The following is a 23,510-nucleotide window of genomic DNA, read 5'->3' on the forward strand; positions in this document are numbered from 1 at the left end:
AGTGACGAAGTAGGTGGCTCCGTCTTGTATCCAGTGGGGAAGGTGCCTGCGATATTTGCGAACGGCTCCTTGAGGATTGAATGGCACAAATCGGGGGGACCGTTGACGAAAGACATTGGGTGATGTCTTTGGTATTGGGGGATTGCCAAGCAAAAAAATGACGGGTAGGAAAACCCGCCGGACGCTGTCCGGTCAGGAGACCCGACTTCCTATCAGCTTGGCACCTTCTTTGCCGCTTTGCCCCTTTTGCGGTTATCCAGAGCGACCGTGCGGCGTGAGCCCGCGAAAGATTCTCCATGTGTGGGTTTGTGCGTGCTTCGTCTCTGGAATGAAAAAAGGCCCCCTGTCCGGAGGCCTTTTAGGATTGAATCGATGAAGGGGCGTGGCCCTTGGACAGCCACTTACGCGTTCCGTCCCTTGAACGTCAGTTCCGCAATGCCGCTCTTGTCCAGGCCGCCGAGGCCGAGTTGCACCATCTTCTGGTACTGGGCTTCGGTGGCGGTGTTGAGGGGCAGGTTGAGGCCCTGCTCTTTCGCCAGCAGTCCGGCGATGCCGCTGTCCTTGGCGGCGTGCTCGGCGCTGAACCAGCAATCGTGCGAGCGGTCCGCCATGTCGGCGCCGTCGGTTTCCAGCACGCGGCTGTTGGCGCCGGTCTGGGAGAAGACTTCGCGAATCATGCCAAGGTCATGACCCAGCGCGGCGGCGAGGCCCAGGCCTTCAGCGAGGCCGGCGGTGTTGATGTTCATCACCATGTTCACCAGCGCCTTCACTTCGGCGGCCTTGCCAGCGCCACCGGCGATGAAGCGGCGGTTCACGCTGAGGTCTTCAATGATGCGCTGCACCTGCTGGTACACGGCTTCATCACCGGCGAGCATGAGGTAAAGCTTGCCTTCACGTGCCTGGCTGATGCTGGAGGCCATGCTGGCTTCCAAGGAATTCGCGCCGGCGGTGCGTGCGGCGGCGTACACTTCGCGGTGGATTCCCGGGGTGACGGTGGCGCAGTTGATGAAGGTCTTGCCCTTGGCGTTCACCAGCAGGTTGTCGCTACCTTCCAGGAAGATGGTGCGCATCGATGCGTCATTCGTCACCACGGTGAAGATGACATCCGCCGCTGCGGTCACGTCCGCGAGGGTGGTGGCGTGCTTGCAGCCAATTTCCTTGGCCAGGGAGGCGGCGCCTTCCGTGTACACATCGTAGACGGCAGTCACGTTGTAGCCGCAGTCCATGAGGCGGCGTGCCATGTTGGCGCCCATGCGGCCAACTCCGACGAATGCGATGGTTTGGGACATGATGAGGGAGGGTGGTACGTGTTCGAGGTTGATGATGAAGAGGGCTGCTTACGCAGAGGTCTGTTCGATCTTGCTCCCGCTCTTAGCCCATCATGCACTGGGTGGAAAAGAGGAGAGTGAAAAAGGGCAAGGGCCGGAGCAGGATGCTCCAGTCCGGCGGGCAGGCTATTGTCTGTCTGTCTGGCGCTCTAGCGGACTACGAAGCCGAGGGCTTGTATTCCGGGTAGAAGGGATTGTGCGCCTTCTCCTGGCCCACGGTCGTCATGGGGCCATGACCGGGGCAGATGACGGTGTTGTCCGGATTGGAGAGGATGTAGCGGCGATTGGTGGCCAGGGCCTCCGCCCAGGAGACCATGCCCCCGCCCATGCTGGAGGCGAAGAGCGCATCACCCACGATGGCCACGCGCTCATCCAGTCCATGGATGACATACGTGATGCCGCCGCGCGAGTGGCCGGAGGTCTGCTTGGTTTCAATGCGCAGACCACCGAGGGAGAACTCGTGTCCCGCGTCGAAGAGTTCGGCGCCATCCCAAGGTTCCTTGTCGCATGCGAAGAGGGGCTGGTTGGCCGTGCGGAGCGTGGCGAGATCCGCCACGTGATCCGGATGCGTGTGCGTGAGGTAGATGGCCTCAAGCTTCAGGCCCTTGCTCGCGATGAAATCCACCATGCCCTTCGCCGAGGCACCAGTATCAAAGGCGGCGGCGAGCTTGGTATTCGGATCCCACACCACGTAGGCGTTCACCGTGTAGTCTTCATACGGTGTGTTGAACTGTTCCACTCCGACCAGACGCACTGGATCCGGGTACCAGTCCTTCTTTGCCATGGCGAGCAGAGCGCCGGCATGCAGGTTCAGGGCGCGGGAGATCTTGTCGAACACGATCTCATCCATGGAGCCTTCCTTGAGCTTGGTAATGACCGATTCCGGCATGCCAATGCGGGCGGCCAGGGCGTCATCCGGAAGGTTCAATCCCCTTTGGGCTTTGCCAATGACATCATTATAGTTGTCTTCGAGAGGGATGGGCATGACTGAGGAAGGAGAAGTGAGGGCGCATGCTTACCAGCGGGCGGGCAGCGCCGCAATGGGAACTTTGCGTTCCATACAAACCGGAGGCTCGCGGCGGTCCGCTTCTCCTCCCCATCAGCTTGCCTACTGGGGATTCAGCCAGCCGGTCACGTAGTACCGGTCCGTCGCGAAGTCCTGGATGTCGTCCAAAATCTGCTCGCGGCCAAGGCTTGGCGTGGCTCGCGTGGCCGCGTCCCACGGCTGGAGGGTCACTTGGAGCCATTGTTGAGCCACCCAGTAGATGCTCGGGAGGGGGCTGCGATTTTCCATGATGGGCACGACTGCCAGAAGGGTCTCTCCCTTCTCCGTAGTGAACTGGTGAAGTGCCATGGCATTCGGATACGGCGCATTCTTACAAAGGTCCTTCGACACCTGGGTTATCTTGGTCACTTGAGCGAGCACGGTGCGAATCCTCTCATCTGGCGGAGCGGAGGGGTCAAGAGGCGAGGGGAGTGGCAGGGGGGCCGCGCTTCCGGCGATGACGTTCTGAGAGGCCAGGAACCAGTAAATTTCCCGCACACGCGGAATCATTTCTGCCGGTATGCGCGAAACCTCAAAGGCCATCACGGAATCGCCGGAATTTTTCCACTGGCTGCTGATGCCTGGAAGGGTGGTGCCCTTCTTGAGCTCTGCGGCAGTGAGCACGGCGTAGCAGTCTCCGACGAGCAACATATTGCGTCCGGCCGAGTTCTTCTGCCAGTCCTCCAGGGATGCGCAGAGCGTCTGTGCCATCACGGATACCACTTCATTGGAAAAGTGGGCGTTATCTGGCGCCATGACCGGCCATTCCGGGTGCAGCGCTGCTGCTTTGTAGATATCCGGCATGAGGTTCACGGTGCGAATGCCCGCTTTCCTCAGCGTATGCTCTGCGGTGGTCATGGCCAGCGCGGTTGGCGTGGGCTCGGTGGGCAGTTTCCCATCCGCTCCCACCAGATCCTGTTTAATGGGCCGCAGAAGGACACGAAGTTTGATGTGGCGTGAGGCCAGGTGGTCTTTGAATGCCTGCACGCATGGCAGCAGATCCTCACGGCAGGCAACTTTGCTATCACGCAGTGCGTCGACGAATTGCTTCGTCTTGTGCTCAGCCCACCTTTGCCGTGCCGCAAATTGGACTTCCTGCTGCCAGCGAACAGTGTGCGGCGCCAGCACCAGATGTGCGCCAATCAAGACGATCACCCCAAGCGCCATCTTGAGCCTTGATGTTTTCGGAGGCTTGTCGGCTGCCATGACCAGAGGAAGCGAGCGGGGCATTACTGGCCGGGGATGCCGGCTGCTCGGGCAGCTTGCACTTGGGGTGGGTCACCCCAGCCCGTCACATAATAGCGGTACAGGGTGTAGTGTTCCACGTCATCGAAGATTTCCTCCCGGCTCAGGTTGGGCATGGCGCGTGTGGCGGTGTCCCACTGTTGCATGCTGAGCAGGAGTTTCTGCCCCACTGTCCAGCGCTGGGCGGGAAGCGCCTGTCTGTTTTGCATCACGGGGACCACCGCCAGAAATTTTTCCCCATCGGTGGTCACACATTCATGAGCGGCCAGGGCATTGGCATAGGGTGCATCCTGGCCAAGTGAAGCGGGAACTTGGGACAGGCGGGTGATCTCCGCGAGCACCACCCTTACATTCCCTGGGGTGATTTCGGCAGCCTCTTGCGCGGCGGGAAATGGAAACGGCGCGGCGCTCTGTGTCTTCACGCAGGCCGAGGAGATAAACCAGTAGATCTCGCGCACGCCAGACACATGCTCTGGGGGCAGGCAGGAGAATTCATACGCCATCTGTGAGTCGGCGTTGTTCTTCCACTTGCTGCGCACTTTTGGCATCACCATCCGCTGCTTCAGCCGGGTGGCGGTGAGGAAGGCGTAGCAATCTCCCACCAGCAGCATGGTGCTCCCACTGCTCGCTTTCTGGGTGTCATCCAGCGAGCCGCAGAAGGTCCGGGTCATGACCATCACCATGTCATCGGAAAGATGGTTCAGGTCCGGGTGAATCACTGGCCGCTTGGGATTCAGGCATGCTTCGCGGTACAGGTCCGGAAGCAGGTTCACCGTGGGGATGCCAGCTTCGGTGAGCGAGGCCTCCGCCGCCTGCAGGGCCAGAGCGCCCTCGGTGGGGTGCTTGTACAGGGTCTTGGTATTGAGATCGAGAAGGTCCTCGACGCTGGGGCGCAGCAGGATGTGAAGCTTGATGTTTCTTGTCTCGAGGAAGTCCCGGAAGGCCGTGGCGCACGGCACGAGATCCCACCGATGGGCCTCACGAATGCTCCGCAGTTCGGAGATGTACACGTCCTCCTGGTGCAGGCCCCGCCACCGGTTCACCCGCACCTGGAGGTTCTCCTTCAGGTGAACCGTGGCCGGTGCGGCAAAAAAGTGGGCGACCAACACCGCAGGTACTGCCGTAGCCACGAGGATCCGTCGCGTGGTGGAATGCCTTTTTACTGGAACAGATGCGTTGCCCGGCACGGCGACGCTGGGAGCGGCCGCACCATCCCGTAGGACTATCCGTTTGAGCGAGGACAAAAGTGACGACGTCGTCTTCAGGTTGGCGGAGGGGGCGGATGGGAAACGCAGTGTGTAAAAAATTTACGGGGGGCCGCACTTGCCTGCAAATTGGAAAGTTGGCGTTCGCATTAAATTTCGCAGTCCTTTGGGTGTGGATGCCGACTAGGGCCTTCCTTCCGGCGCGTGAGTCCAGTCGGTGATGTAGTAGCGGTCTGAAGAGAAGTCTCCCAAGTCATCAAAGACCTGCTCCCGGTCCAGGCGGGGTTCAGCAGACACGGCATTCTCCCACGGTCGCACGGTGAGGATAAATGTCGCGTTGCGCTGCCAGAGCCGGATGCCTTCATCCACAGTCTGGCTCCTCATGACGTCGATTACGCCGAGCAGCGGCTCTCCCTCGCTCGTGACGAACTTGTGGAGGATGAGCGCATTGGGGTAGGGTGAGCTCTTTCCCAGGTTCTTGGGGATTGCGGTGAGCTTTGACAGGGTGGCTTTTACGGTGCGTTCACTGTTCTGCGAAGCGGGTCCACCAAGTGTCGTAGGCGGAGGCAGAGGGGTCTTTGCATCCGCTGTCATGTGGGAGGAGGAGAGGATCCAATAGACTTCGCGCACGTTTTCCAGCGCATCTACCGGCGCCTTGGCCAGCTGATGGGCCATGAGGTTGTCCGCGCCATTCCGGAAAAAGGAGCGTGCATGGGACAGCACACCTCCGCTGCGTAGTTCTGCGGCAATGCTATATGCATAGCAGTCGCCCGCCAGCATGAGATGCCGCCCCTCACGGCTGCGTTGATGATCCGTCATGGACTGCTCCAAGGTGCGCGCCATCGCAGCGACCATGCTGGGTGTGTAGTGAAATCCGTCCTGGGTGATGACTTCCATGCCTTTTTGAAGGCACACCTGGCAGTGCAGTGCCGGGAGGAGATTGACGGCAATGATGCCCTGCTTTTTCAGCGCGCTTTCGGTGGCTAGCATCGCCGCTGCCTGCGCGGCAGCTTTATCACGCGGCGCGTTGCGCTCGGCATTCAGCAGGCAATCGAATTCAGGGCGAAGTACGACGCGCAGCTTGATATCTCGTTCTGCGAGCACGTCCCGGAGGGCCAGGATGCAGGTCACCAGTTCCTGGCGGTGTGGCTGCCGGGTCTGGCGCAGGGCATCGAGATAGTCCTCGGTCTGGCGCGCCGCTGCCCTCTTGTGCAGCGTGTCAGGAAGCGTCCTGATGAGATCGGCGGTAAATGGAGCCAGCAGCACATGCGCTGCCAGCAGAACCATGGTGGCCAGCACCCGAATTTTCCATGACGGACGTGCGGTACCTCTCATTGTTCCAAAGAATGGGGCTGACGCATCACACGCCAGCCCCGGAAGGAAGAAGATGCTCCCTTGGGAATTACTCCTTCACCACAGTGACTTTCTTGATGGTGATGGGTTCCACGGGCACGTCGCCGTAAGGACCTTTGGTTGAAGTGGGCACGCCCACGATGGCGTCGACAATGTCGAGGCCGTTGGTCACTTTTCCAAACACCGCGTAGCCGTATCCGTCGAAGCTGGGATAGTCCAGATTGGCATTGTCCTTCACGTTGATGAAGAACTGGGAGGTGGCGCTGTTCGGGTCGCCGGTACGGGCCATGGCGATGGCGCCACGCACGTTTTTGAGGCCGTTCTTGCTTTCGATGGCGATCGGCTTGTCCGTGGGCTTCTGGTTCATGTCAGCCGTGAAGCCGCCACCCTGGATCATGAATTTGGGAATCACCCGGTGGAAGATGGTGCCGTCGTAGTGGCCCTTGTTCACGTAGCTGAGGAAGTTCTGCACCGTGATGGGAGCCTTGGCGCTATCGAGTTCGAGGTCGATGTTGCCCTTGGAGGTTTCGATGGTGACTTTCACTTTGGCTGGAGCTTGATCTGGGGTTGCGGTTTCAGGTTTGGCTTCCTGGGCATGGGCTCCCAGGGCGGTGGCCATGATGCCGGCCGCCAGCAGTTTGAGGAAGACGTTCGTTTTCATGGACAGGAACTGAGGCACTTGTTGCTAGTGCGTGCAATGGCAAAAGTGCCCGCGTCGCCGGAGCAATACGTGTAAAAATTTACAGCACGCGTCCCGAGCAGAGCAAACGGATCGCCCTGGTTTGCATTCAGATGCGCATTTATATTTTGCGCCAGGACGTTATTTGCCGGTCCAGCGGTAGTGTCCGGTGAGCGGAAAGTCGAAAAGACGGTCCTCCATCTTCGGTCCGCTACCGATATTATGCACGATCCAAGGACGCGGACCGCCGTCCGGAGCGGGTACGACGATGGCGATGTGCGGCAGGTGGGGCGGCACCGTGCAGGTGATGAGGTCGCCGGGGAGGTAGTCCTCCGGCTTGTCCGTCACCGGCAGGCTGGCGCCTTTCCGCTTGAAGAAGGTCTGCAAATTCGGCACGCGCCGGTGGTCGATGTTCGGGTCCGGGCGGCTCAGGCCCCAGTTCCTGGGGTAGGCGCTGAAGTTCCGCTTCATGTCCTCATGCACCAGCTTTTGCAGGTCCAGGCTCAGGATGCGGTAGGAGCGGATGACCTCATCCGTGCACACACCCGTGTCCGCGGGCACGTCGCCATTGGGGTAGTCCAGGCGCACATAGGCGGGTTCGTAGCGCACGGTCTGTTTCGTGCGGTCCAGCGCTGCGTGGGCCAGCTTCGTGGCAAACGCTTCGTCCTTGGACAGCCGTGCCCGGGCCGCCTCCACCTGCTCTGGCGTAGTGCCCTGCAGAGAGGGGCGTGAGAGCACCAGCGCGAGGCCGGCCACGCAGAGAACCTGCAGGACGGTGCAGGCTCGTTTCAGGAATGAATCCATTGGCGGGGTCATGCTTCTGGCTACAATGCTGGCTGGATGTTTGGAAGACATTTTTACGCGCCTCTGGTTTGGTTCACGATCGTCGTGGCCGGTATGACCATGGGCAGCACGGATCTGCTCAGCGCGACGAAAAAAAAATCCGGGACTGGCAAGGCGGCGCCGAACACCACACCCGCGCACACCGTCATCCCCGTGGCTCCGGCTCCCACGCCGCCGCCGAAGGCGCGGCCCCTTCGCACGAAAGGACCGAACGTGCTCTTCATTATTGCGGACGACCTCAATGACTGGGTCGGCTGGATGGGGGGCCATCCCCAGTCCCGCACGCCGAACATGGACCGCCTGGCGCACGCCGGCATGCGCTTCACGAATGCGCACTGTGCCTTCTCCCTGTGCAATCCCTCCCGCACCTCCATCCTCACCGGCATGTGGCCTTGGCAGAGCGGGGTGTATGGAAACGAGCAGGACTGGCGCAAGTCCGTCCAGGTGCAGGGCAAGCCCACGCTGCCTGAGTATTTCCGCGACGCTGGTTTCCTCACGGCCGCCGGAGGAAAGATATTCCACGCGAATCATGGCGGTCCTGAAGGACGGCTCGCCGGCTGGCACGGCGGTCGCCGCGGCTTAGAACAGGATGCCGCGTGGGACATGCGCTTCCCCAGCGTCGGTGTGCAAATCCCTGACCTGCCTGTGCACATCGGGCAGAATTTTAACGGACTCAACATCTGGCACTGGGACTGGGGTGGCATTGATGTGAAAGACGCCGACACCGATGATGGCAAGGTGACTGGCTGGGCCGATAAATTCCTCCAGCAGGACCATGACAATGCCTTCTTCCTCGCGGTGGGACTCTATCGCCCGCACTCACCCTGGTACGCGCCGCGCCAGTACTTCACCGACCGTCCGCTCATGGATGTCTCGCTGCCCCAGGTGAAGCCGGATGATCTCAATGACGTGCCTGAGGTGGCAAAGGGGTATCTGAAAGGCCCGGAGAACAACCACAAGCGCATCGTTGAAAAGAACCTGTGGTCTTCTGCTGTGCGCGCCTATCTGGCGAACATTTCCTTCTGCGATGCCATGGTGGGCCGCGTGCTCGATGCGCTGGAGCGCAGTCCGCACAAGAACAACACCATCGTCGTCTTTACCAGCGACCACGGCTGGTACCTTGGGGAAAAGGAACGCTGGCACAAGGGTGGCCTGTGGGAGCGCGGAACGCACGTGCCGCTGGTGGTGGTGGCCCCGGGAGTGACCCAGCCGGAGTCCGTGACCAACGAGCCGGTGAGCCTGGTGGATCTCTATCCCACCCTCTGTGATCTGGTGGGCGTCCCCAAGCCCGCGCATCTCGGTGGTGAGTCTTTCCTGCCGCTGCTCAAGGATCCCACGGCCAAGCGCGCACGTCCGGCATTTACCTTTGCCGGTACGGAGGAAAAGCAATCTTACGCCGCTCGCACGGACCGCTGGCGCTACATCCGCTATGCCAATGGCGCGGAGGAACTGTACGACCACCAGAACGATCCGAACGAGTGGACGAATCTGCTCTTTGGCAAGACACCTTCCCCGGATGCCATGACCGCTGCGGAGACGCTTCGCAAGACTCTGCCCACCACCTGGGCCAGCGCCTACCGCAAACAGAATGATGTGCGCATCGACGCCGGTGCTGATGGCAGCGTGACTTACTGGTACCAGCCGGGCGATAGTTTCTCCGGGGATGATTCTCCAGACATCAAGGAGCGCGCCATGGAGATTGAGATGGTCTTCGAGTATGATCCCGCCGTGGATCGCGACAGCACCCTTCTCAGTCAGGGCGGACCGCAGCTTGGCTATGCCATCCACTGCCTGGATGGGAAGCTCGCTTTCACCGTGAACTATGATGGCCTGCGCACCACGCTGAAGTCGCAGGAACCGCTGCCTGCGGGCCGGGTCATCTACCGCGGGCTCTTCGCCCTGGACGGCACACTCGCCTTCAGTGCCACCGGGCTGAAGGAAGAAGTGCGTGGCTATGCGCCCATGGAGGGCGGCTTCCCCCGCAAGCCCAACCAGGGTCTTCAGGTCTCCCAGAGCTTCGGCGTGCTCGATCGCGAGAGCTTCCCAAACAGCACGCCCTTCGACGGCGCCATCCAGCATCTCCGTTTCACCCTGCTGCCTGGCAGCGCCGTGGAAACCCGCGCCGCCAAGGCCGTGCCGGTGGAATAGCGCGGGCGTGTGTCCTTTCCTGAATAACTGAACCCTTCAAACTGAAAACTCCCAGCCATGCGCTGCCGCATCGTCAAAGACTACCGCTTCGAAGCCGCCCAGACCCTGCCGTCCCTGCCGGGTAATCACAAGTGCAAGAACATGCACGGCCACAGCTTCAAGGTTGAGATCGCCGTGGAGGGTGAGGTGAATCCTGAAATCGGCTGGGTGTATGATCACGCCGAGATCAGCCGCGCCATGAATCCGCTGATGGATCTACTCGATCACAGCTATCTCAACGAAATCGAAGGTCTCGAAAATCCGACCATCGAAAACATGGCCGCCTGGCTGTGGAGAAAACTCGCGCCTCAGCTCCCGGGTCTGTGCGAGATCGTCATCCACGAGACGCCCACCGCCCGTTGCGTGTTCCGCGGCGAGTTCTAGCTCAAAGGAGCGCGGCCTTTCCTGGCCGCATGATGCCATCCTTGATGTGGATGGCTGACGGATAGTGGCCGACTTTCTCCGAAAGTCGCTGCATGTTGATGTTACCCACAAGGTCGCTTTCACCCGCTGCGACTTTCGGAGAAAGTCGGCCACTATGTCCGCCATGCGTCGTGGCATGTGACATTTTCCGTGCAACGCCGGGATCATTCTGCGCGCGTCACTTTTCGTTTCAAAAGATTCCGTGGCGCTGTTCCGTTTTGCAGACTACACCTCCGCCTTTCTGCCCCCTGCCACACGTCGTTGCCCACCAACCCCGCCGCTGTCATGCCTGCGAATCTGAACACGATCACGCTCACTCGCGTTGCCGCCCTCTCGTTGTCATTGATGTCCCTGCTCGGGACGTCAGTCCTGCACGCCAATGCCGCCAAATCCCTTGATGCCATCGTGGCCGTGGGATCGGAAGGGCAGGGGAATGAAACCGCCAGCGCCGCCTGGAAAGACCTGGTCGCCGGTGGACCAGAGAATCTGCTTCCCATCCTCCATGCCTCCGGCAAAGGCAATGTCGTCGCGGACAACTGGCTGCGCCTCGCCGCCACCGTGATCGCCGATGACGCTACCACAGCGAAGAAGACGCTGCCGATCGCCGAACTCGAAACCTATCTCAAGGACACCAAGCATACGCCGCAATCGCGCCTGCTCGCCTTCGATGTCATTCGCCAGGCAGACACGGCGAAAGCCGATGTCATTGAGCCCACGCTGCTCAACGACCCCTCCCAGGAACTCCGCCGCGGCGCCGTGCAGGGCCTCATCAATGCCGGAAAGAAATCCGCGGACGCGAAGGAAGACGCCGCTGCAAAAGAGACTTTCTCAAAGGCGCTCGCCGCTGCGCGCGATGAAGACCAGGTGAAGGCAATCGCCGACGCACTCACGAAGCTGGGTGTGGAAGTGAACCTGCCGAAGCACTTCGGCTTCCTCATGAACTGGAAGGTCATTGGTCCCTTCGACAACACCAAGCGTGAAGGCTTCGATGCCGTCTATGCTCCGGAGAAGGAAATCAAACTGGACGCCACCTACGAAGGCAAGGCAGATGACAAAGGCCAGCCCACGCAGGTGAGGTGGCAGCCCTTTGAGAGCAAGCATGAGTACGGCAAGCTCGACTTCAACAAGCCGCTCGGCATGCTTAAGAGCAGCACCGCCTATGCACTCGCCACCTTCGATGCTGACGAAGCTCGTGACGTCGAACTTCGCCTCGGTTGCAAGAACGCGTGGAAGGTCTGGGTGAACGGCGAGCTTCTCTTCGGCCGCGACGAATACCATCGCGGACAGAAGATGGACCAGTACAAGCTCAAAGCGCACCTCAAGAAGGGCGCGAACACCATCCTCGTGAAGTGCTGCCAGAATGAGCAGACTGAACAGTGGACCGTGGAGTGGGAATTCCAGCTCCGCGTGTGTGATGCGGCGGGCACGGCGGTGGCGAGTATGAAGTAATCAGTAATCAGTATTCAGAAGGTGAGTCATTGATCCTACTACCATTACTTTCGCCATGTCCCTCTCACGCACCATCGTCCGCAGTTCACTGATTACTGTTTACTGCTTACTGAATACTCCCGCTTTCTCTGCCGACTGGCCTCAATTCCGCGGTCCCGGCAGTGCAGCCTATGCAGCCGATGCCGTCGCACCCGCGAAGCCCAAGATCGACTGGAGCGCGTCGCTACCCGGTCGTGGCCTCGCGAGTCCGATCATTGTAGGGGACAAGGTCTTCGTCACTTGCTCCAGCGGACCCGGACAGGAGCTTCTGCATGTGATCTGCTTCAAGGCTTCTGATGGCTCCAAGGTATGGGAACGCCAGCTCAAGGCGACTGGTCGCACCATGACGCACGCCAAGACGGCGGTGGCAGCGTGCACGCCGTGCAGCGATGGGAAGCGCCTCTTCGCGTTGTGGTCCTCCAATGACCTCGCGGCATTTGACCTCGATGGCAATTTGCTCTGGCTGCGTGGTCTCACCATCGACTACCCCAATGCCAGCAACAGCCTTGGCATGGCTTCCTCTCCCATTGTGGTGGGTGAAACCGTGGTGACCATGATTGAGAACGACAGCGAGAGCTACACGCTTGGCATTGACGCCAACACGGGTCGCAATCTCTGGAAGATGGAGCGTCCCAAGTCCGCGAACTGGACCAGCCCGCTCGTGTGGCAGGCCGACAAGAACAGTGCGCCCGTGACCTTGCTGCAATCTTCCAAAGGCATTGTGGCCGTGGACGCCGCCACGGGCAGCCGCCTCTGGGAATATGAAGACGGCGCCTCCACCATGTCCTCCAGCGTGGTGGCGGATGGCGTGCTCTACGCCGCGTCCAAGGGCATCACCGCGCTGAAGCCCAAGACCAACGGCGAAGCTCCCGAGCAGCTCTGGCGTTCAGAACAGCTCAATCCCAGCACCATCAGCCCTGTGGTGGTGGGAGATCACGTCTTCATCATCAACGGCGCTGGCGTGCTCAATGAAGCCAATCGCCTCACCGGCGAGCGCGGCTGGAAGCTTCGCCTTACCGGTCCCTTCAGCGGCTCACCCGTGGCTGCCGGAAAGAACATCGTCGCCGTGAGTGAGAAAGGCGTGTTTCAAGTGGTGGACACCACCGCCAAGGAAGGTGCTGTGATTGCCACCCTGCAACTTCCCCTGAATGCCGAAACCAAGGAACTCGTGCTCAGCACTCCGGCGCTCAGTGGCAAGCATGTGTTTGTGCGCACGGACAGCACACTGTGGAGAATCGGTGAATAGCTGGCGTGAGGATTGGTAACCACTCAAGTTCTTCAACGCAGTGCAGCCCTGGGAGCGCTGGCCTCTGGCCGGCGTATTCATCGACGTCGCGAGACGTAGCTATGCAAATACGCCGACGGGACGTCAGCGCTCCCAGGGCCGCGTCTGGCATGCGCAATCACTAGCCAGTTCAACTGTCGCACCGCTCACTGGCGCACCGTCGCACCGACTCTTCTCCACAGCATTCCCACAAATAGCGGAAACTCATCCCGTGCCCGGTTCTCCGCGCGCGCCCGCGGTCCTGGCTGGCTTTGCTTGTCTGAGTGCCACTCCTCAAACCCCGCGAGCATGAAGCCCGCGCTGAGGGCGCAATACATGAGATCCGAGAGGCTCTTGTGAAAGGAGGTGGTGCTCTCGCTCTGCGCCTGCCCCGGGTGCATCACAATGGGGATGCTCGTGGGCGAGCTGTACGCATCCACGCGGCGGTACTGGATCTTGTTCTCCTCATCAAAGCCCCATGCGGTCTGGCGCGGGATGCGGAAGCAGGGGTGATTTAGCACCCACAGCATGCGGCCGCCGTCACGGAGCACCTTCGCGGCTGACACGCACACCCTGTCCAGATGCTCCATGTTTTGCAGTGCGAGAATGCTGGAGACTGCATCGAAAGGTCCAAGGTTTTTCAAGTCCGCCGCATCACGCGTGACATAGTGGATGGGGGTGGGCGAAGGATACTCCTGCGCGCGACGCACCAACGATGAGGAAGCGTCCAACCCGGTTACCTTCGCTCCGTGTTCTGACAGAGCGCGGGTAAAGACACCCTGCCCGCAGCCGAGGTCCAGAATGGACTCATCCCGCTTCGGACGCAGCATGTCCAACGCGCAGGGAATCACGATGCGCTGATACAGCTCCGAACCCTGCGCGCCGATGATCTTGTCATACCAATCCGCGGACTTCTCCCAGGACGTGCCATGTGCGGAGGCGTCGCGTGGTTTTCCTGTGTGCGCACGGGAAGGGGACTTGTGAGTGTGAGGCCCGCTCTTGGGCCTGCGCTCGCCTTCGTAGGGGCGTTCACGGTCTCTGTCTCCTGCTCTATCCCGCTCGCGGGGTTCATCCTTCCTGCCCTTGTAGTTCGAGTGAGAAGGACCCGGGCCAGACTTCTTCCAAGGACCAGCACCAGACCCGGCTCCGGCACCTGTGCCCGAGCCACCTCCAGCCTCCGAGTCACGTCGCGGGCGACGGGGAGGTTGATTGGAATGGGAATCGCGTTTCTGCCAGGGCATCCAATGCGATCCATCGATTAGATGGCATTGTCAATCCTCGCTACACGTAGGTTGCATCACCCCAGTGACGCAGAATCGCGCGGTTATTTGGAGTGCTGGAGCTTGCTCCAGCTTTCCGCAGGCAGCTTGCTGCCGTGAAGCCAACGGCTGCGTGGTAATCGTCGATGACGTGGAAAATCATGGGTAGCTTCGCGCAGAGCAAGCTCTGCTCCCAAAAGCTGGAGCAAGCTCCAGCACTCCAAATCATTCGCGCGACGACACAGCGCTTGGCTTCAAAGCAAAACTCCAGCCATCTTACTTCTTCGGCGCCTTGATCGAGAAGTCGTCGTACTGCACGTCCACCGCATTGGTGGTCAGGCTGATGAGGGTCTTCGAGTCATGGTTGATGCCCTCGGACTTGAAGCTGCCTACGGCCTTGCCGTCGATGCTCACGAAGATTTCATCGCCGCGCGTGACGACCACCAGCGTGTGCCAGTCCTGCAGGGAGAGATCCACGGGCAGGCTCTTGTTCTTGCCCTTCAGCATTTCCTTTTCTTCCGCGCTCAGACCTTCCGGGGTCTTCTTCTTTTCATAGATGTCATTGCGGAAGTTGCCGGTCTTGGCATCGCCGATGTTCACGGCCTTGGGGCTCACGTTCACATTGCAGATGTGGCCAGCGTGGGAGCCCTTGTAGCCCTTGTCGTCGAACCAGAGATTGAAGCTCTTGGCCTTGTCGCTCGTGTAGCGGAACTTCACCGAAACCTGGAGGTCGCGCTCGGGCTCGATGACCACATTGTCCACGGCGGAGTGGTCGGACCCTTCCGGGGTGATGCCGTTCAGCACGCCATCCTTCACCACACTGCCGCTCTTGTAGTGTCCCCAGCGCTTGCCGAAGCCGTCTTTGGCAAAGTCATCGGAAAAAATTTCGCGGGAGTAGCTGCCGATGGGTTCGGCGAAGGCCACGGTGGCGGTGAGAGAAAGCAGGAGACAGGGAAGCAGTGTTTTCATTGGAAATGACAGATGGGCCAGCCTTAACGCGCAGGTGGTGACCATTCTACGGAAATGATCCGGAAATTGAACTCCGCAAGAGTCGAGCAGTGCTTCGACAACGCATGTCAAAAAAGAAGCCGCACCCACTCGGGTGCGGCTTTTGGTAGTGTGCTCTACCTCAAGTTGAAGTGATCTTAGAAATTGGCTGACCCTTAGAAAAAAAATCGCTAGGAGTCGGTTTTAAAAATTATTGAATTACTTTGTAGGAGATTCGGAAATTTAGCAAGCATTTCTGAATCGCAGAAGTGATAATAAAGCTGTTTTTTAGAAAGTCTACAGGAATTATAAATATTTATGCAGTCCTGATTTGCATCCTTGGCTTAGTGGTACAATATTGGTAGGTTGGTCTCATGATGCGGCTCACGTTGAGCTACCTACTGAGAGTCCTGCTGGTGGCCGCCGTGGTTCTGCCTGTTGCAGGGCTGTTGAATTTCCGTGGGCTGACCGGACACTGGATTCCAATTCGGGAGGTGGAATCGTTGAGCAATCCCATCCCTGTGAAAGCCTGGACGACCGGGGGGCTTCAGTTAGATGACGGTCGCCTGTTGCCGTTGCCTGATGTGATGGCGCTTCCAGAGAAAAGCGCTGCCCTTTCTGAAGCCACCCAACGTGGCGTGGAGATCTCGCAAGATGGCCGCGTTTTAGGGCTGGTGAGAGTGCATCATTGGTGTGGCAACGACCCGGTCCGCGAACATGTGGCAAAGGTCGATCTCGCTGACATGCTCATCTTTGTTGGAGAAGCCACTCCGGTGAAACCTCTGAGTGATTGGCAAAAGGAACTGCGTGCGGTTAACCCTTCCTCCCGGTTCGGAAAGTATGGGTGGAATATCAGCCAGTACTGCACCTTTCACAGCTGGCGATCCAGGGATGGTGAGTGAGAACTGATCCGGCAAGGTCCCGGCGCTTCGACCTCTGCCCTCCTCCTCACACCGCAATCTCCGCCTTGATGGCCGGATGCGGGTCGTAGCCTTCGAGGGTAAAATCCTCGAACTTGAAGGCATCGATGTCCTTCACGTCCGGATTGATGCGCATGGTCGGCAGGGGACGCGGCTCGCGGGTGAGCTGAAGACGAGCCTGCTCAAGATGGTTCTTGTACAGGTGCAGGTCGCCGAAGGTGTGCACGAAGTCGCCCGGCTGCAGGTCGCATACCTGGGCCACCATCATGGTGAGCAACGCATAGCTCGCAATGTTAAAGGGCACACCGAGGAAAAGGTCCGCACTGCGCTGGTAGAGCTGGCAGCTCAGCTTGCCGTTGTCCACGAAGAACTGGAACATCAAATGGCACGGCGGCAGGGCCATGTCCTCGATGTGGGCCACATTCCACGCGCTCACGATGTGGCGGCGTGAATACGGCGAAGTCTTGATGCGCTGGATGACATCCGCGATCTGGTCGTGCTCGCGCCCATCCGCACCCCTCCACCTGCGCCACTGCGCGCCATACACGGGGCCGAGATTGCCTTCCTCATCCGCCCACTCATCCCAGATGGTGACCTTGTTTTCGTGGAGGTACTTGATGTTCGTGTCCCCCTTCAGGAACCACAGGAGCTCGTGGATGATGCTGCGCAAGTGCAGCTTCTTCGTCGTCAGGCAGGGGAAGCCTGCGCTCAGGTCGTAGCGCGACTGCTCGCCGAAGACCGAGTACGCGCCCACGCCGGTGCGGTCCTCACGGAAGCTTCCGTGATCGAGCACTTTGCGGAGGAGGCGGTGATATTCGTCCATGGCAGGAGGATGAAGCACAGCCGGGGGCGACTGCAATATTCGAATCTAAAACGTTACGGCGGGGCGAATGGGGGAGGGCACTTCTGATTTGGGTCGGGATCTTTTTGTTCGTGCCTTGCACCCACCGGTTTCGATAGTATGCCCCGGTAAATCCGACCGGACTCTCTGCATGATGGCAAAAATCTTCACGCTGCTTTTCATCCTCGCCGGACTGGGACTCCTCGTGCTCGGCGTCGTGCGGTACAGGGAGGGCAAGGCCAGCAACAGTTGGACCGAAGTGCCCGCCAAGGTGGAGAGCGCGGACATGGGCAGGACGAAAAACAAAACCGCAGGGTCCCGCTACCACGCGCACGTCACGTACACCTATGAGGTGCAGGGCGTGTCCTACACGAGCAGGCGTGTGGGCCTGGCCGGGCAGGAGTCCGGCAGCGAGAATCATGCGCAGAGCCTGCTGAAGCAATATCCCGTGGGCAGCACTGTGAAAGCCTACTATGACCCCACGAGGCCCGAGAAGGCGGTGCTCATCCGTGGCGTGGGCTCCAGCGTGTGGACAGTTTTTGTGGTGGGTCTGGTCTTCCTGGGCATGGGCGGGTACCTCACGCTTCGTGGACTGACGCGACTGTTCGCCGGTGCGAAAGCAAGCCCTGCACGGGCGTCTTGATCGTGCATCCCGCTGAGGTGGTGCGGCTGCTGAAATGGGGGCTTCGGGAATCGCGCCTTGCGCAGCACCACTTCCCAATCATCTGTCAGCAAAAAGCCATTTCCTTTCGCACTGAATGACAGAAAAAGCCGCCTCCTCCAGTCAGCTCTTCTCAATCATCCTATCCCTCGCCGGTCTTCTGATCTTGGTGGAGGGGTGGAAGTTGCTGGCGCAGGTGAAGGAGTGCAGCCGTTGGAGCGAGATTGATGCGCAGGTCCAGAGCTCCAAAGTGAGCGAGACCTCAGCAAGTAAAAAACGTTATCGCGCCGATATCACCTACACCTACACTGTACGCGGGGACACACACACCAGTCATCAGGTGCTTTTGGATAGGGACTGGAAGGCGCAGCGCAAAAGTCACGTGCTGGAACTGCTTCAAGACTATCCTGTCGGCAAGACGGTGAAGGCCTACCATGACCCAAACAATTCCGGGAATGCGATACTCATTCGTCCGAATATCACGGGCGTCTATGTGCTCTTTGGGGCGGGCAGCGTATTTCTTGGAGGGGGTATCTACTTCGTGGTGTGGCACCTCCGAAGGAGGGCCCGCATGGTGATTCCAGCCACCTGAGATGCGTGTGAAATCGAGGGCTCGCGCATCACAAATCGCGGCAGACGAACAATCATCAGAAAAGCCCCATCCTCTTTCGCTTCTATGAATCTGAATCGACTCGCGCGCAACGCAGCCCTCACGCTCGGACTGGTACTCTTCTCCTGTGTTGGGGTGCGAGCCCAGGAGCAGGGCGTCATCGATGACCCGGACGGCTACACGAATGTGCGCTCAAAGCCGGATACCAGCGCGCCGGTCGTTGCGAAGGTGAACACGGGCGAGGTCTTCACCTATGAGACTGAGGGCATCCCGCAGTATCCGAAATGGCTGAAGGTGACTCTCCCCTCTGGAAAGACGGGCTGGATGCATGCGAGCCGCATTGTCATTCGTGGCAACATGGAGGAACTCAAGGATGGCTCGCCCACCGATGAGATCAACATCTACGGCAAGGGAAAGGGAATCGACTACTACCCGCTCGCGCGCGCCGCAGCTCGTGGCGAGCAGAATGCCATGGTGCAGTACTTCGGCATTGATGACACGGATGGCGCAGCGGCGGAGACGCATTTCTCCGTACTGCGCTCGGTGATTCATCTCCTGGGCGATGACAAGCTGTCCGCCTTTCTGAAAACGAGGACGGCGCAGTATCGCAAGCACCTTTGGGAGAATCTCGAAGTGGAGCTCACCTTCTGGCCCTTTGAGCCGACGGAATACCTGAACCGCCACTTTCCGAAATCGGTGAAGCTCCTGATTCCGGAGTAGGGGGATCACAGCTTCCATGCAGCTCTGGGAAAAACTCCCTCGAATCGATATTCTTCGATAGCTGCAAAACGCCCGGTTCGCGCAAGAACAACACTTGCCGTTTTCCCCGTCCTCAGGGAGACTAGCGGACGTTTCCCTATTCATGAGCGACAACAAACCTGAGCAGCCGGCCTCGCCTGAGGAAATCGGCAAGAAACTGGAGGAGTTCTTCCGCAGCCAGTTTGGTGGTAATGTGCTTTTCAGCAGCTTTCGTGCGCCTGGTTCCGACGAGACACCCCAAGTGCAGCCGCCCGAATCACCCTCCATCGAAGACCCGCCGGATGAAGACGCCTGGGTCGACTTCCGCTACAAGCCCGCGGACATCAAGGCACACCTGGACAAGTACGTGATTCGCCAGGACGAGGCGAAGAAGGTGCTGGCCACCGCCGTGTGCGACCACTACAACCACGCGAAGATCCTGCGCGAGCTGCGCAAGAAGAATCCGAAGGCCGCAGAGGAAGTGGAGTTCGCCAAGCAGAACATCCTCATCGTGGGACCCACCGGGGTGGGGAAGACCTACCTCGTGAAGCACATCGCGGATCTCATCGGCGTGCCCTTTGTGAAGGCAGACGCCACGAAGTTCAGCGAGACTGGTTATGTGGGCGCAGACGTGGATGACCTCGTGCGCGACCTCGTGGCGAAGGCGAATGGCAACATCGAGCTCGCCGAGCACGGCATCATTTACCTGGATGAAGTGGACAAGCTTGCCAGCAGTGGCGAGCGCATGGGCCGAGATGTGAGCGGGCGCGGCGTGCAGACCACGCTGCTGAAGCTCATGGAGGAGACGGAAGTGCCCATGTACTCTCCGAACGACATGCGCTCACAGATCCAGATGATGTTTGAGATGCGCAAGGGCGGAGAACCCCGCAAACAGGTCATCAACACGCGGAACATCCTCTTCGTGGTGAGCGGCGCCTTCAGCGGACTGGACAAGCTCATCGAGCGCCGCACGAGCAAAGGCAACATCGGCTTCAGCGCGCAGCCGCGTGAGGATGTGAAAGGCTCCGCCCTGCATCGCGCCCGCACGCAGGACTTCATCGACTACGGCTTCGAGGCCGAGTTCGTGGGCCGTCTTCCCGTGCGCGTGGTGTGTGAATCGCTGGACGCGAATGACCTCTTCGACATCATGAAACGCAGCGCCGGCAGCCTCATCCGGCAGTTTGAACGCGAGTTCCTGGCGTACGGCATCAGTGTTTCCTTCGACGACTCTGCGCTGCGGATGAAGGCGGACGAGGCGGCTACGGAGAATACCGGCGCCCGCGGCCTGATGACGGTGTGGGAAAAGACGCTTCGTGAATTCAAGTTTGAGCTGCCCTCACTGGGGCTGCAGGAGCTGGTGATTGATGAGGCGTTGGTGAAAGACCCCGTCGGCACGCTTGCCAGCTGCAAGGAGCGGGCCCTGTCTGTACAGGCCAGTGTGGTAGCCCGTGAGGTGGAGGCCTTTGCCCACCAGTTCACGCATGACTACGGCCTGCAGATTTCCTTCCTGAATGAGGCCATCCTGGCGCTCAAGGACCGCAGCACGCGCGAAGGTGTTCCGGTCATGGAGCTTTGCCGCCGTCTTTTCAAGGATTACCCCTTCGGGCTCCAGCTCATCGCAGGGAACACGAGTGAAAAGTCCTTCGCTCTTCCCTTGCGCGCGGTGCAGGAACCGGACAAGTATCTCAGTGATCTCGTAGTGGCGTCCTACCGGCGCAGCCACGGAGATGCCTCGCCCTCGCCTTCGCAACCATCCGTATAACTCATGGGAAAAAGCTGGACCGTCAGTATCATTGTGAGCTCAGTCGTGAGCCTCCTGCTGCTTGCTCTGTATCAGCAGACGGGGGTGTTTGTGGATTTGGCGGTGAAGCTGCAGAATTTTTTCTACACCGTATTCATCCTTCCCCCGGAGAAGCTGGCGTTCTTCATCCCGCTGCAGTACGTGTTTCTCGTGGTCATGGCGTTCGTCACGGCCCTCGTTTGCATGGACCTGCCGCGGGTCTTCAGCAAGGTGGCGTACCTTGCTGGCGCCATCTTCCTGACGCTCCTGCTTTCCCCGGTGCTGGCCTTCTGTGGGGTGTTGTTTGAGCCGTTTTCGGGTGCATTCGCCATCGCGCTCTCCGGTCTGGCGGGCCTGTTTCTGGGCAGCACGGACAAGGGCAAGCGCCAGCACGCCCTGCTGCGCTACTTCACCGGGCGCATCTCCACGGAGAAGTTCAACGAGATCGTAAATTCCAAGAAGCCGGTGGAACTCAGCGGCAAGAAGGATCTCACGGTGCTCTCCTGCCGCATTCTGAACTACCCGGAGCTCTCCAGCCAGATGGAGCCGCAGGATCTGGAGCAGATGGGCTCACTCTTCCTGCGTGCCGCTGCCGAGTTCCTCGTGAGCAAGGGCGCGTACCTGGATTCCTGCAATGCCGAGGGCGTGCGCGTGTACTTTGGCATGCTGGAAGCCCCCGATGACAACCACGCGGTGGATGGTTGCAAGGCCGCACTGGAACTGCGCAAGCGCCTCATCAACCTTGAGCAGGAAATCCAGAACCGCTGGCACCGGAAGCCGTTCTTCGGCGTGTCCCTCGCCACCGGCCCCATGACCACGGGTCTCTTTGGCTTCAGCGAATTCCAGTTCTACAGCGGCGTGGGTGAGTCGCTCGACTTCAGCCGCCGCCTGTGTGCCATCAATCTTGTTTACGGCAGCCACGTCCTCATCAACTCGCGCACCTACAGCCTGACCAAGGAGCACATGGAAGCGCGCCCCATGGAAATGGTCTATGCCCCGCGCATGCACCAGATCTCCGAAGTGTATGAACTGCTCGCCGCAAAGGGTTCCCTCACCGATGAAGAGCTGAAGTCCCGCGATGCCTTCTGGCAGGGCGTGGTGAGCCTGCGCAAGGGTTCCTATCCCGAAGCCGTGGCCCAGCTCAAGAAGGCAAAGATTGAAGGCCGCGAAGACGCTCCGCTGAACTACTTCCTCGAGCGCGCCGAAGCCGGCCTGAAGGATGACAAACTGGCTGCAGCCGGTGGCGGCTCCACCTCCAGCTCAGATACTCCTACCACCCGCTCCAGCACCCGCCACGTGCGGATGCTCACGGCGAACTAGTCAGGCGCGAGAACGGCGCGGTCAGGAATAGCCGCAAAAGAACGCAGAGAACGCAAAAGTCTGAGGGCGCCGGGTGTGCGATGCTGCTTGCGTGTCGCGATGCTTGTTAGTTCTGACCAAGGGCTGTTGAGGTTCCGCTCATTTGCGTTTTTTTGCGGCCATCGTTTCCTTGTTCCTCCCTTGCAGCCCTCGACTACCCTTGAGAAGAACTCGTAGGCGGAGACTGGCGTTGGGCTTCGGGTGAAAGCTCTGCCGCGATGCGATTGCGAAGATCGTCGTAGTCGCCAAGTTCGGTGGCCTTGGCCAGCCATTGTGCGGCTTGTGCAGCATCGCCCTGCTTGTCCCAGGCTTTTGCGAGGAAGAGAGCCGAGACTGTCTTATCCACCTTTTCATTCTCCGGCGTGGTGAGAGGAGTGAGGATTTTTATGGCTTCCGCATAGGAGCCTGTCTGTACCAGAGCTCCTCCCAGGCTGCCTCGAAGAGTCACGGAGTGAGGCGCCAGCGACTGCGCCTCCCGGATCCAGCCCAGTGCCTTGTCCAGGGAGTTCTCATGTCCATGCATCACAGGGATGCTTGCCAGGGAGTCCAGAATGCAGGCGCGCTCACCACCACGCAGCTTTGGATTTGAAAGCAGACGCTCGAATTTGCTGATGGCATCTTCGAAACGGGACCGGATCAGGTCATTCTCAGCATCGCCCAGGAGTTCCAATTCTTCAGGGCTCGCGTTCATCAGCCAGAAGTCTTCAAACTCAAAATCTGGTGTGTAGCGGGCGACGGCTGCTTTGTAGGGTTCATGCGTCGTGAGTGCATCCCTCAGTGCCCGGGTTTGTTTGCCGGTGACGTAGGCGATGAACTGCTTGCCGTCATTGGGATGCAAGCGTCCCTCGATGGTGGCGTCATGGGGAACCACCGAATACAGGAAAAACACAATCTGCATCATGATCAGGAATTCAATGGCCTTGTAGGCAGCAAGTGTGCCTCCAAGATTGTCCGGCTTCAGGAGCGGCCAGAAGGATATGAGCAGCCCGAGCATGCAGAGGTCCGCGACAGGGCCCGCGGCTATCATCAGGGCACCACGCCAGCTCAAGCCCTGGTAAGGTATGCGACTTGGCACTGCAATGCCTCCCCACGGCATGAGGCGAAAGTCGCATTCCAATCCTCGCACGGTGAATTTGAACGAGCCGGGTCCAGTGCCGACTTGTATTCTCTTGGGTGCGAAGCCGACCCATTGGCCCACCATCGCATGCGCCAGCTCATGCACCAGGGTGCTCAAATGCAGCCAGGCATAGTAAAAGAACAGCTTTGACAGGAAGGCTGACATCGGGAGGCGCCGG

22 protein-coding genes are annotated in these 23,510 nt (G+C 59.7%); 10 read left to right on the top strand and 12 right to left on the bottom strand.

Annotated features, from left to right (window positions below; translation table 11 throughout):
* Nucleotides 1-401: 401 nt before the first annotated feature.
* The 7 genes from G5S37_RS07955 to G5S37_RS07985 form a co-directional block, all read right to left on the bottom strand.
* A complete protein-coding gene (locus G5S37_RS07955) occupies nucleotides 402-1,289 on the bottom strand; it encodes an NAD(P)-dependent oxidoreductase (protein ID WP_165202494.1) in 888 nt (295 codons plus the stop codon).
* A gap of 196 nt (nucleotides 1,290-1,485) precedes the next feature.
* The gene (locus G5S37_RS07960; RefSeq protein ID WP_165202496.1) at nucleotides 1,486-2,313 is read right to left on the bottom strand and encodes an MBL fold metallo-hydrolase; all 828 of its coding nucleotides are present in this window, start codon (nucleotides 2,311-2,313) and stop codon (nucleotides 1,486-1,488) included.
* A gap of 123 nt (nucleotides 2,314-2,436) precedes the next feature.
* The gene (locus G5S37_RS07965; RefSeq protein ID WP_206026353.1) at nucleotides 2,437-3,579 is read right to left on the bottom strand and encodes a hypothetical protein; all 1,143 of its coding nucleotides are present in this window, start codon (nucleotides 3,577-3,579) and stop codon (nucleotides 2,437-2,439) included.
* Between the two features lie 23 nt (nucleotides 3,580-3,602).
* Complete coding sequence (locus G5S37_RS07970) at nucleotides 3,603-4,748, bottom strand: hypothetical protein (protein WP_165202500.1); 1,146 nt, start codon at nucleotides 4,746-4,748, stop codon at nucleotides 3,603-3,605.
* Between the two features lie 258 nt (nucleotides 4,749-5,006).
* Complete coding sequence (locus G5S37_RS07975; protein ID WP_165202502.1) at nucleotides 5,007-6,158, bottom strand: hypothetical protein; 1,152 nt, start codon at nucleotides 6,156-6,158, stop codon at nucleotides 5,007-5,009.
* 67 nt (nucleotides 6,159-6,225) lie between these two features.
* Nucleotides 6,226-6,837 (bottom strand): peptidylprolyl isomerase, encoded by a 612-nt coding sequence (locus tag G5S37_RS07980; protein ID WP_240914834.1) that lies wholly within the window; start codon nucleotides 6,835-6,837, stop codon nucleotides 6,226-6,228.
* 159 nt (nucleotides 6,838-6,996) lie between these two features.
* Nucleotides 6,997-7,659, bottom strand: coding sequence for a DUF1287 domain-containing protein (locus tag G5S37_RS07985; protein WP_165202504.1), 663 nt, complete (start codon nucleotides 7,657-7,659; stop codon nucleotides 6,997-6,999).
* A gap of 36 nt (nucleotides 7,660-7,695) precedes the next feature.
* Between G5S37_RS07985 and G5S37_RS07990 the strand changes: the two genes are divergently transcribed.
* Nucleotides 7,696-9,846, top strand: coding sequence for a sulfatase (locus G5S37_RS07990; protein ID WP_165202506.1), 2,151 nt, complete (start codon nucleotides 7,696-7,698; stop codon nucleotides 9,844-9,846).
* A gap of 57 nt (nucleotides 9,847-9,903) precedes the next feature.
* The gene (queD, locus tag G5S37_RS07995) at nucleotides 9,904-10,269 is read left to right on the top strand and encodes a 6-carboxytetrahydropterin synthase QueD (RefSeq protein WP_165202508.1); all 366 of its coding nucleotides are present in this window, start codon (nucleotides 9,904-9,906) and stop codon (nucleotides 10,267-10,269) included.
* Nucleotide 10,270: 1 nt separating this feature from the next.
* Here the strand turns inward: queD and G5S37_RS32240 are convergent, their stop codons facing one another.
* Nucleotides 10,271-10,453 carry a hypothetical protein gene (locus G5S37_RS32240; RefSeq protein ID WP_206026354.1) on the bottom strand — a complete coding sequence of 61 codons (183 nt, stop codon included), beginning with the start codon at nucleotides 10,451-10,453 and terminating at the stop codon, nucleotides 10,271-10,273.
* A 140-nt stretch (nucleotides 10,454-10,593) separates the two neighbouring features.
* On the opposite strand from G5S37_RS32240, the gene G5S37_RS08000 reads away from it, so the two are divergent.
* A complete protein-coding gene (locus G5S37_RS08000; RefSeq protein WP_165202510.1) occupies nucleotides 10,594-11,757 on the top strand; it encodes a hypothetical protein in 1,164 nt (387 codons plus the stop codon).
* Nucleotides 11,758-11,812: 55 nt separating this feature from the next.
* The gene (locus G5S37_RS08005; RefSeq protein ID WP_165202512.1) at nucleotides 11,813-13,042 is read left to right on the top strand and encodes a PQQ-binding-like beta-propeller repeat protein; all 1,230 of its coding nucleotides are present in this window, start codon (nucleotides 11,813-11,815) and stop codon (nucleotides 13,040-13,042) included.
* A 185-nt stretch (nucleotides 13,043-13,227) separates the two neighbouring features.
* Here G5S37_RS08005 and G5S37_RS08010 read toward each other — a convergent pair whose 3' ends face one another.
* Both G5S37_RS08010 and G5S37_RS08015 read right to left on the bottom strand, forming a co-directional pair.
* Complete coding sequence (locus tag G5S37_RS08010; RefSeq protein WP_165202514.1) at nucleotides 13,228-14,301, bottom strand: class I SAM-dependent methyltransferase; 1,074 nt, start codon at nucleotides 14,299-14,301, stop codon at nucleotides 13,228-13,230.
* Between the two features lie 294 nt (nucleotides 14,302-14,595).
* A complete protein-coding gene (locus tag G5S37_RS08015; protein ID WP_165202516.1) occupies nucleotides 14,596-15,288 on the bottom strand; it encodes a hypothetical protein in 693 nt (230 codons plus the stop codon).
* A gap of 392 nt (nucleotides 15,289-15,680) precedes the next feature.
* Here G5S37_RS08015 and G5S37_RS08020 point away from each other — a divergent pair, with 392 nt between their 5' ends.
* Nucleotides 15,681-16,208: a hypothetical protein gene (locus G5S37_RS08020; RefSeq protein ID WP_165202518.1), complete on the top strand. Its 528-nt coding sequence runs from the start codon at nucleotides 15,681-15,683 to the stop codon at nucleotides 16,206-16,208.
* A 46-nt stretch (nucleotides 16,209-16,254) separates the two neighbouring features.
* Here the strand turns inward: G5S37_RS08020 and G5S37_RS08025 are convergent, their stop codons facing one another.
* Entirely contained in the window at nucleotides 16,255-17,049 is a 795-nt protein-coding gene (locus G5S37_RS08025; protein WP_165202520.1) for a thymidylate synthase, read from the bottom strand.
* Between the two features lie 169 nt (nucleotides 17,050-17,218).
* On the opposite strand from G5S37_RS08025, the gene G5S37_RS08030 reads away from it, so the two are divergent.
* The 5 genes from G5S37_RS08030 to G5S37_RS08050 all read left to right on the top strand — a co-directional run bounded on the left by G5S37_RS08030 (nucleotide 17,219) and on the right by G5S37_RS08050 (nucleotide 22,176).
* A complete protein-coding gene (locus G5S37_RS08030) occupies nucleotides 17,219-17,710 on the top strand; it encodes a DUF3592 domain-containing protein (RefSeq protein ID WP_165202522.1) in 492 nt (163 codons plus the stop codon).
* Nucleotides 17,711-17,825: 115 nt separating this feature from the next.
* Nucleotides 17,826-18,320 (top strand): DUF3592 domain-containing protein, encoded by a 495-nt coding sequence (locus tag G5S37_RS08035; protein ID WP_165202524.1) that lies wholly within the window; start codon nucleotides 17,826-17,828, stop codon nucleotides 18,318-18,320.
* 84 nt (nucleotides 18,321-18,404) lie between these two features.
* On the top strand, nucleotides 18,405-19,058 hold the full coding sequence (locus G5S37_RS08040) for an SH3 domain-containing protein (RefSeq protein ID WP_165202526.1): 654 nt from the start codon (nucleotides 18,405-18,407) through the stop codon (nucleotides 19,056-19,058).
* 142 nt (nucleotides 19,059-19,200) lie between these two features.
* Nucleotides 19,201-20,838, top strand: a complete 1,638-nt coding sequence (locus G5S37_RS08045; protein WP_165202528.1) for an AAA family ATPase — start codon at nucleotides 19,201-19,203, stop codon at nucleotides 20,836-20,838.
* Between the two features lie 3 nt (nucleotides 20,839-20,841).
* Nucleotides 20,842-22,176, top strand: a complete 1,335-nt coding sequence (locus G5S37_RS08050) for a hypothetical protein (RefSeq protein WP_206026355.1) — start codon at nucleotides 20,842-20,844, stop codon at nucleotides 22,174-22,176.
* 193 nt (nucleotides 22,177-22,369) lie between these two features.
* On the opposite strand, the gene G5S37_RS08055 is transcribed toward G5S37_RS08050, so the two are convergent.
* On the bottom strand, nucleotides 22,370-23,497 hold the full coding sequence (locus tag G5S37_RS08055) for a site-2 protease family protein (RefSeq protein ID WP_165202532.1): 1,128 nt from the start codon (nucleotides 23,495-23,497) through the stop codon (nucleotides 22,370-22,372).
* Nucleotides 23,498-23,510 lie beyond the last annotated feature (13 nt).

This window comes from Roseimicrobium sp. ORNL1 (assembly GCF_011044495.1).
Taxonomy (GTDB): Bacteria; Verrucomicrobiota; Verrucomicrobiia; order Verrucomicrobiales; family Verrucomicrobiaceae; genus Roseimicrobium.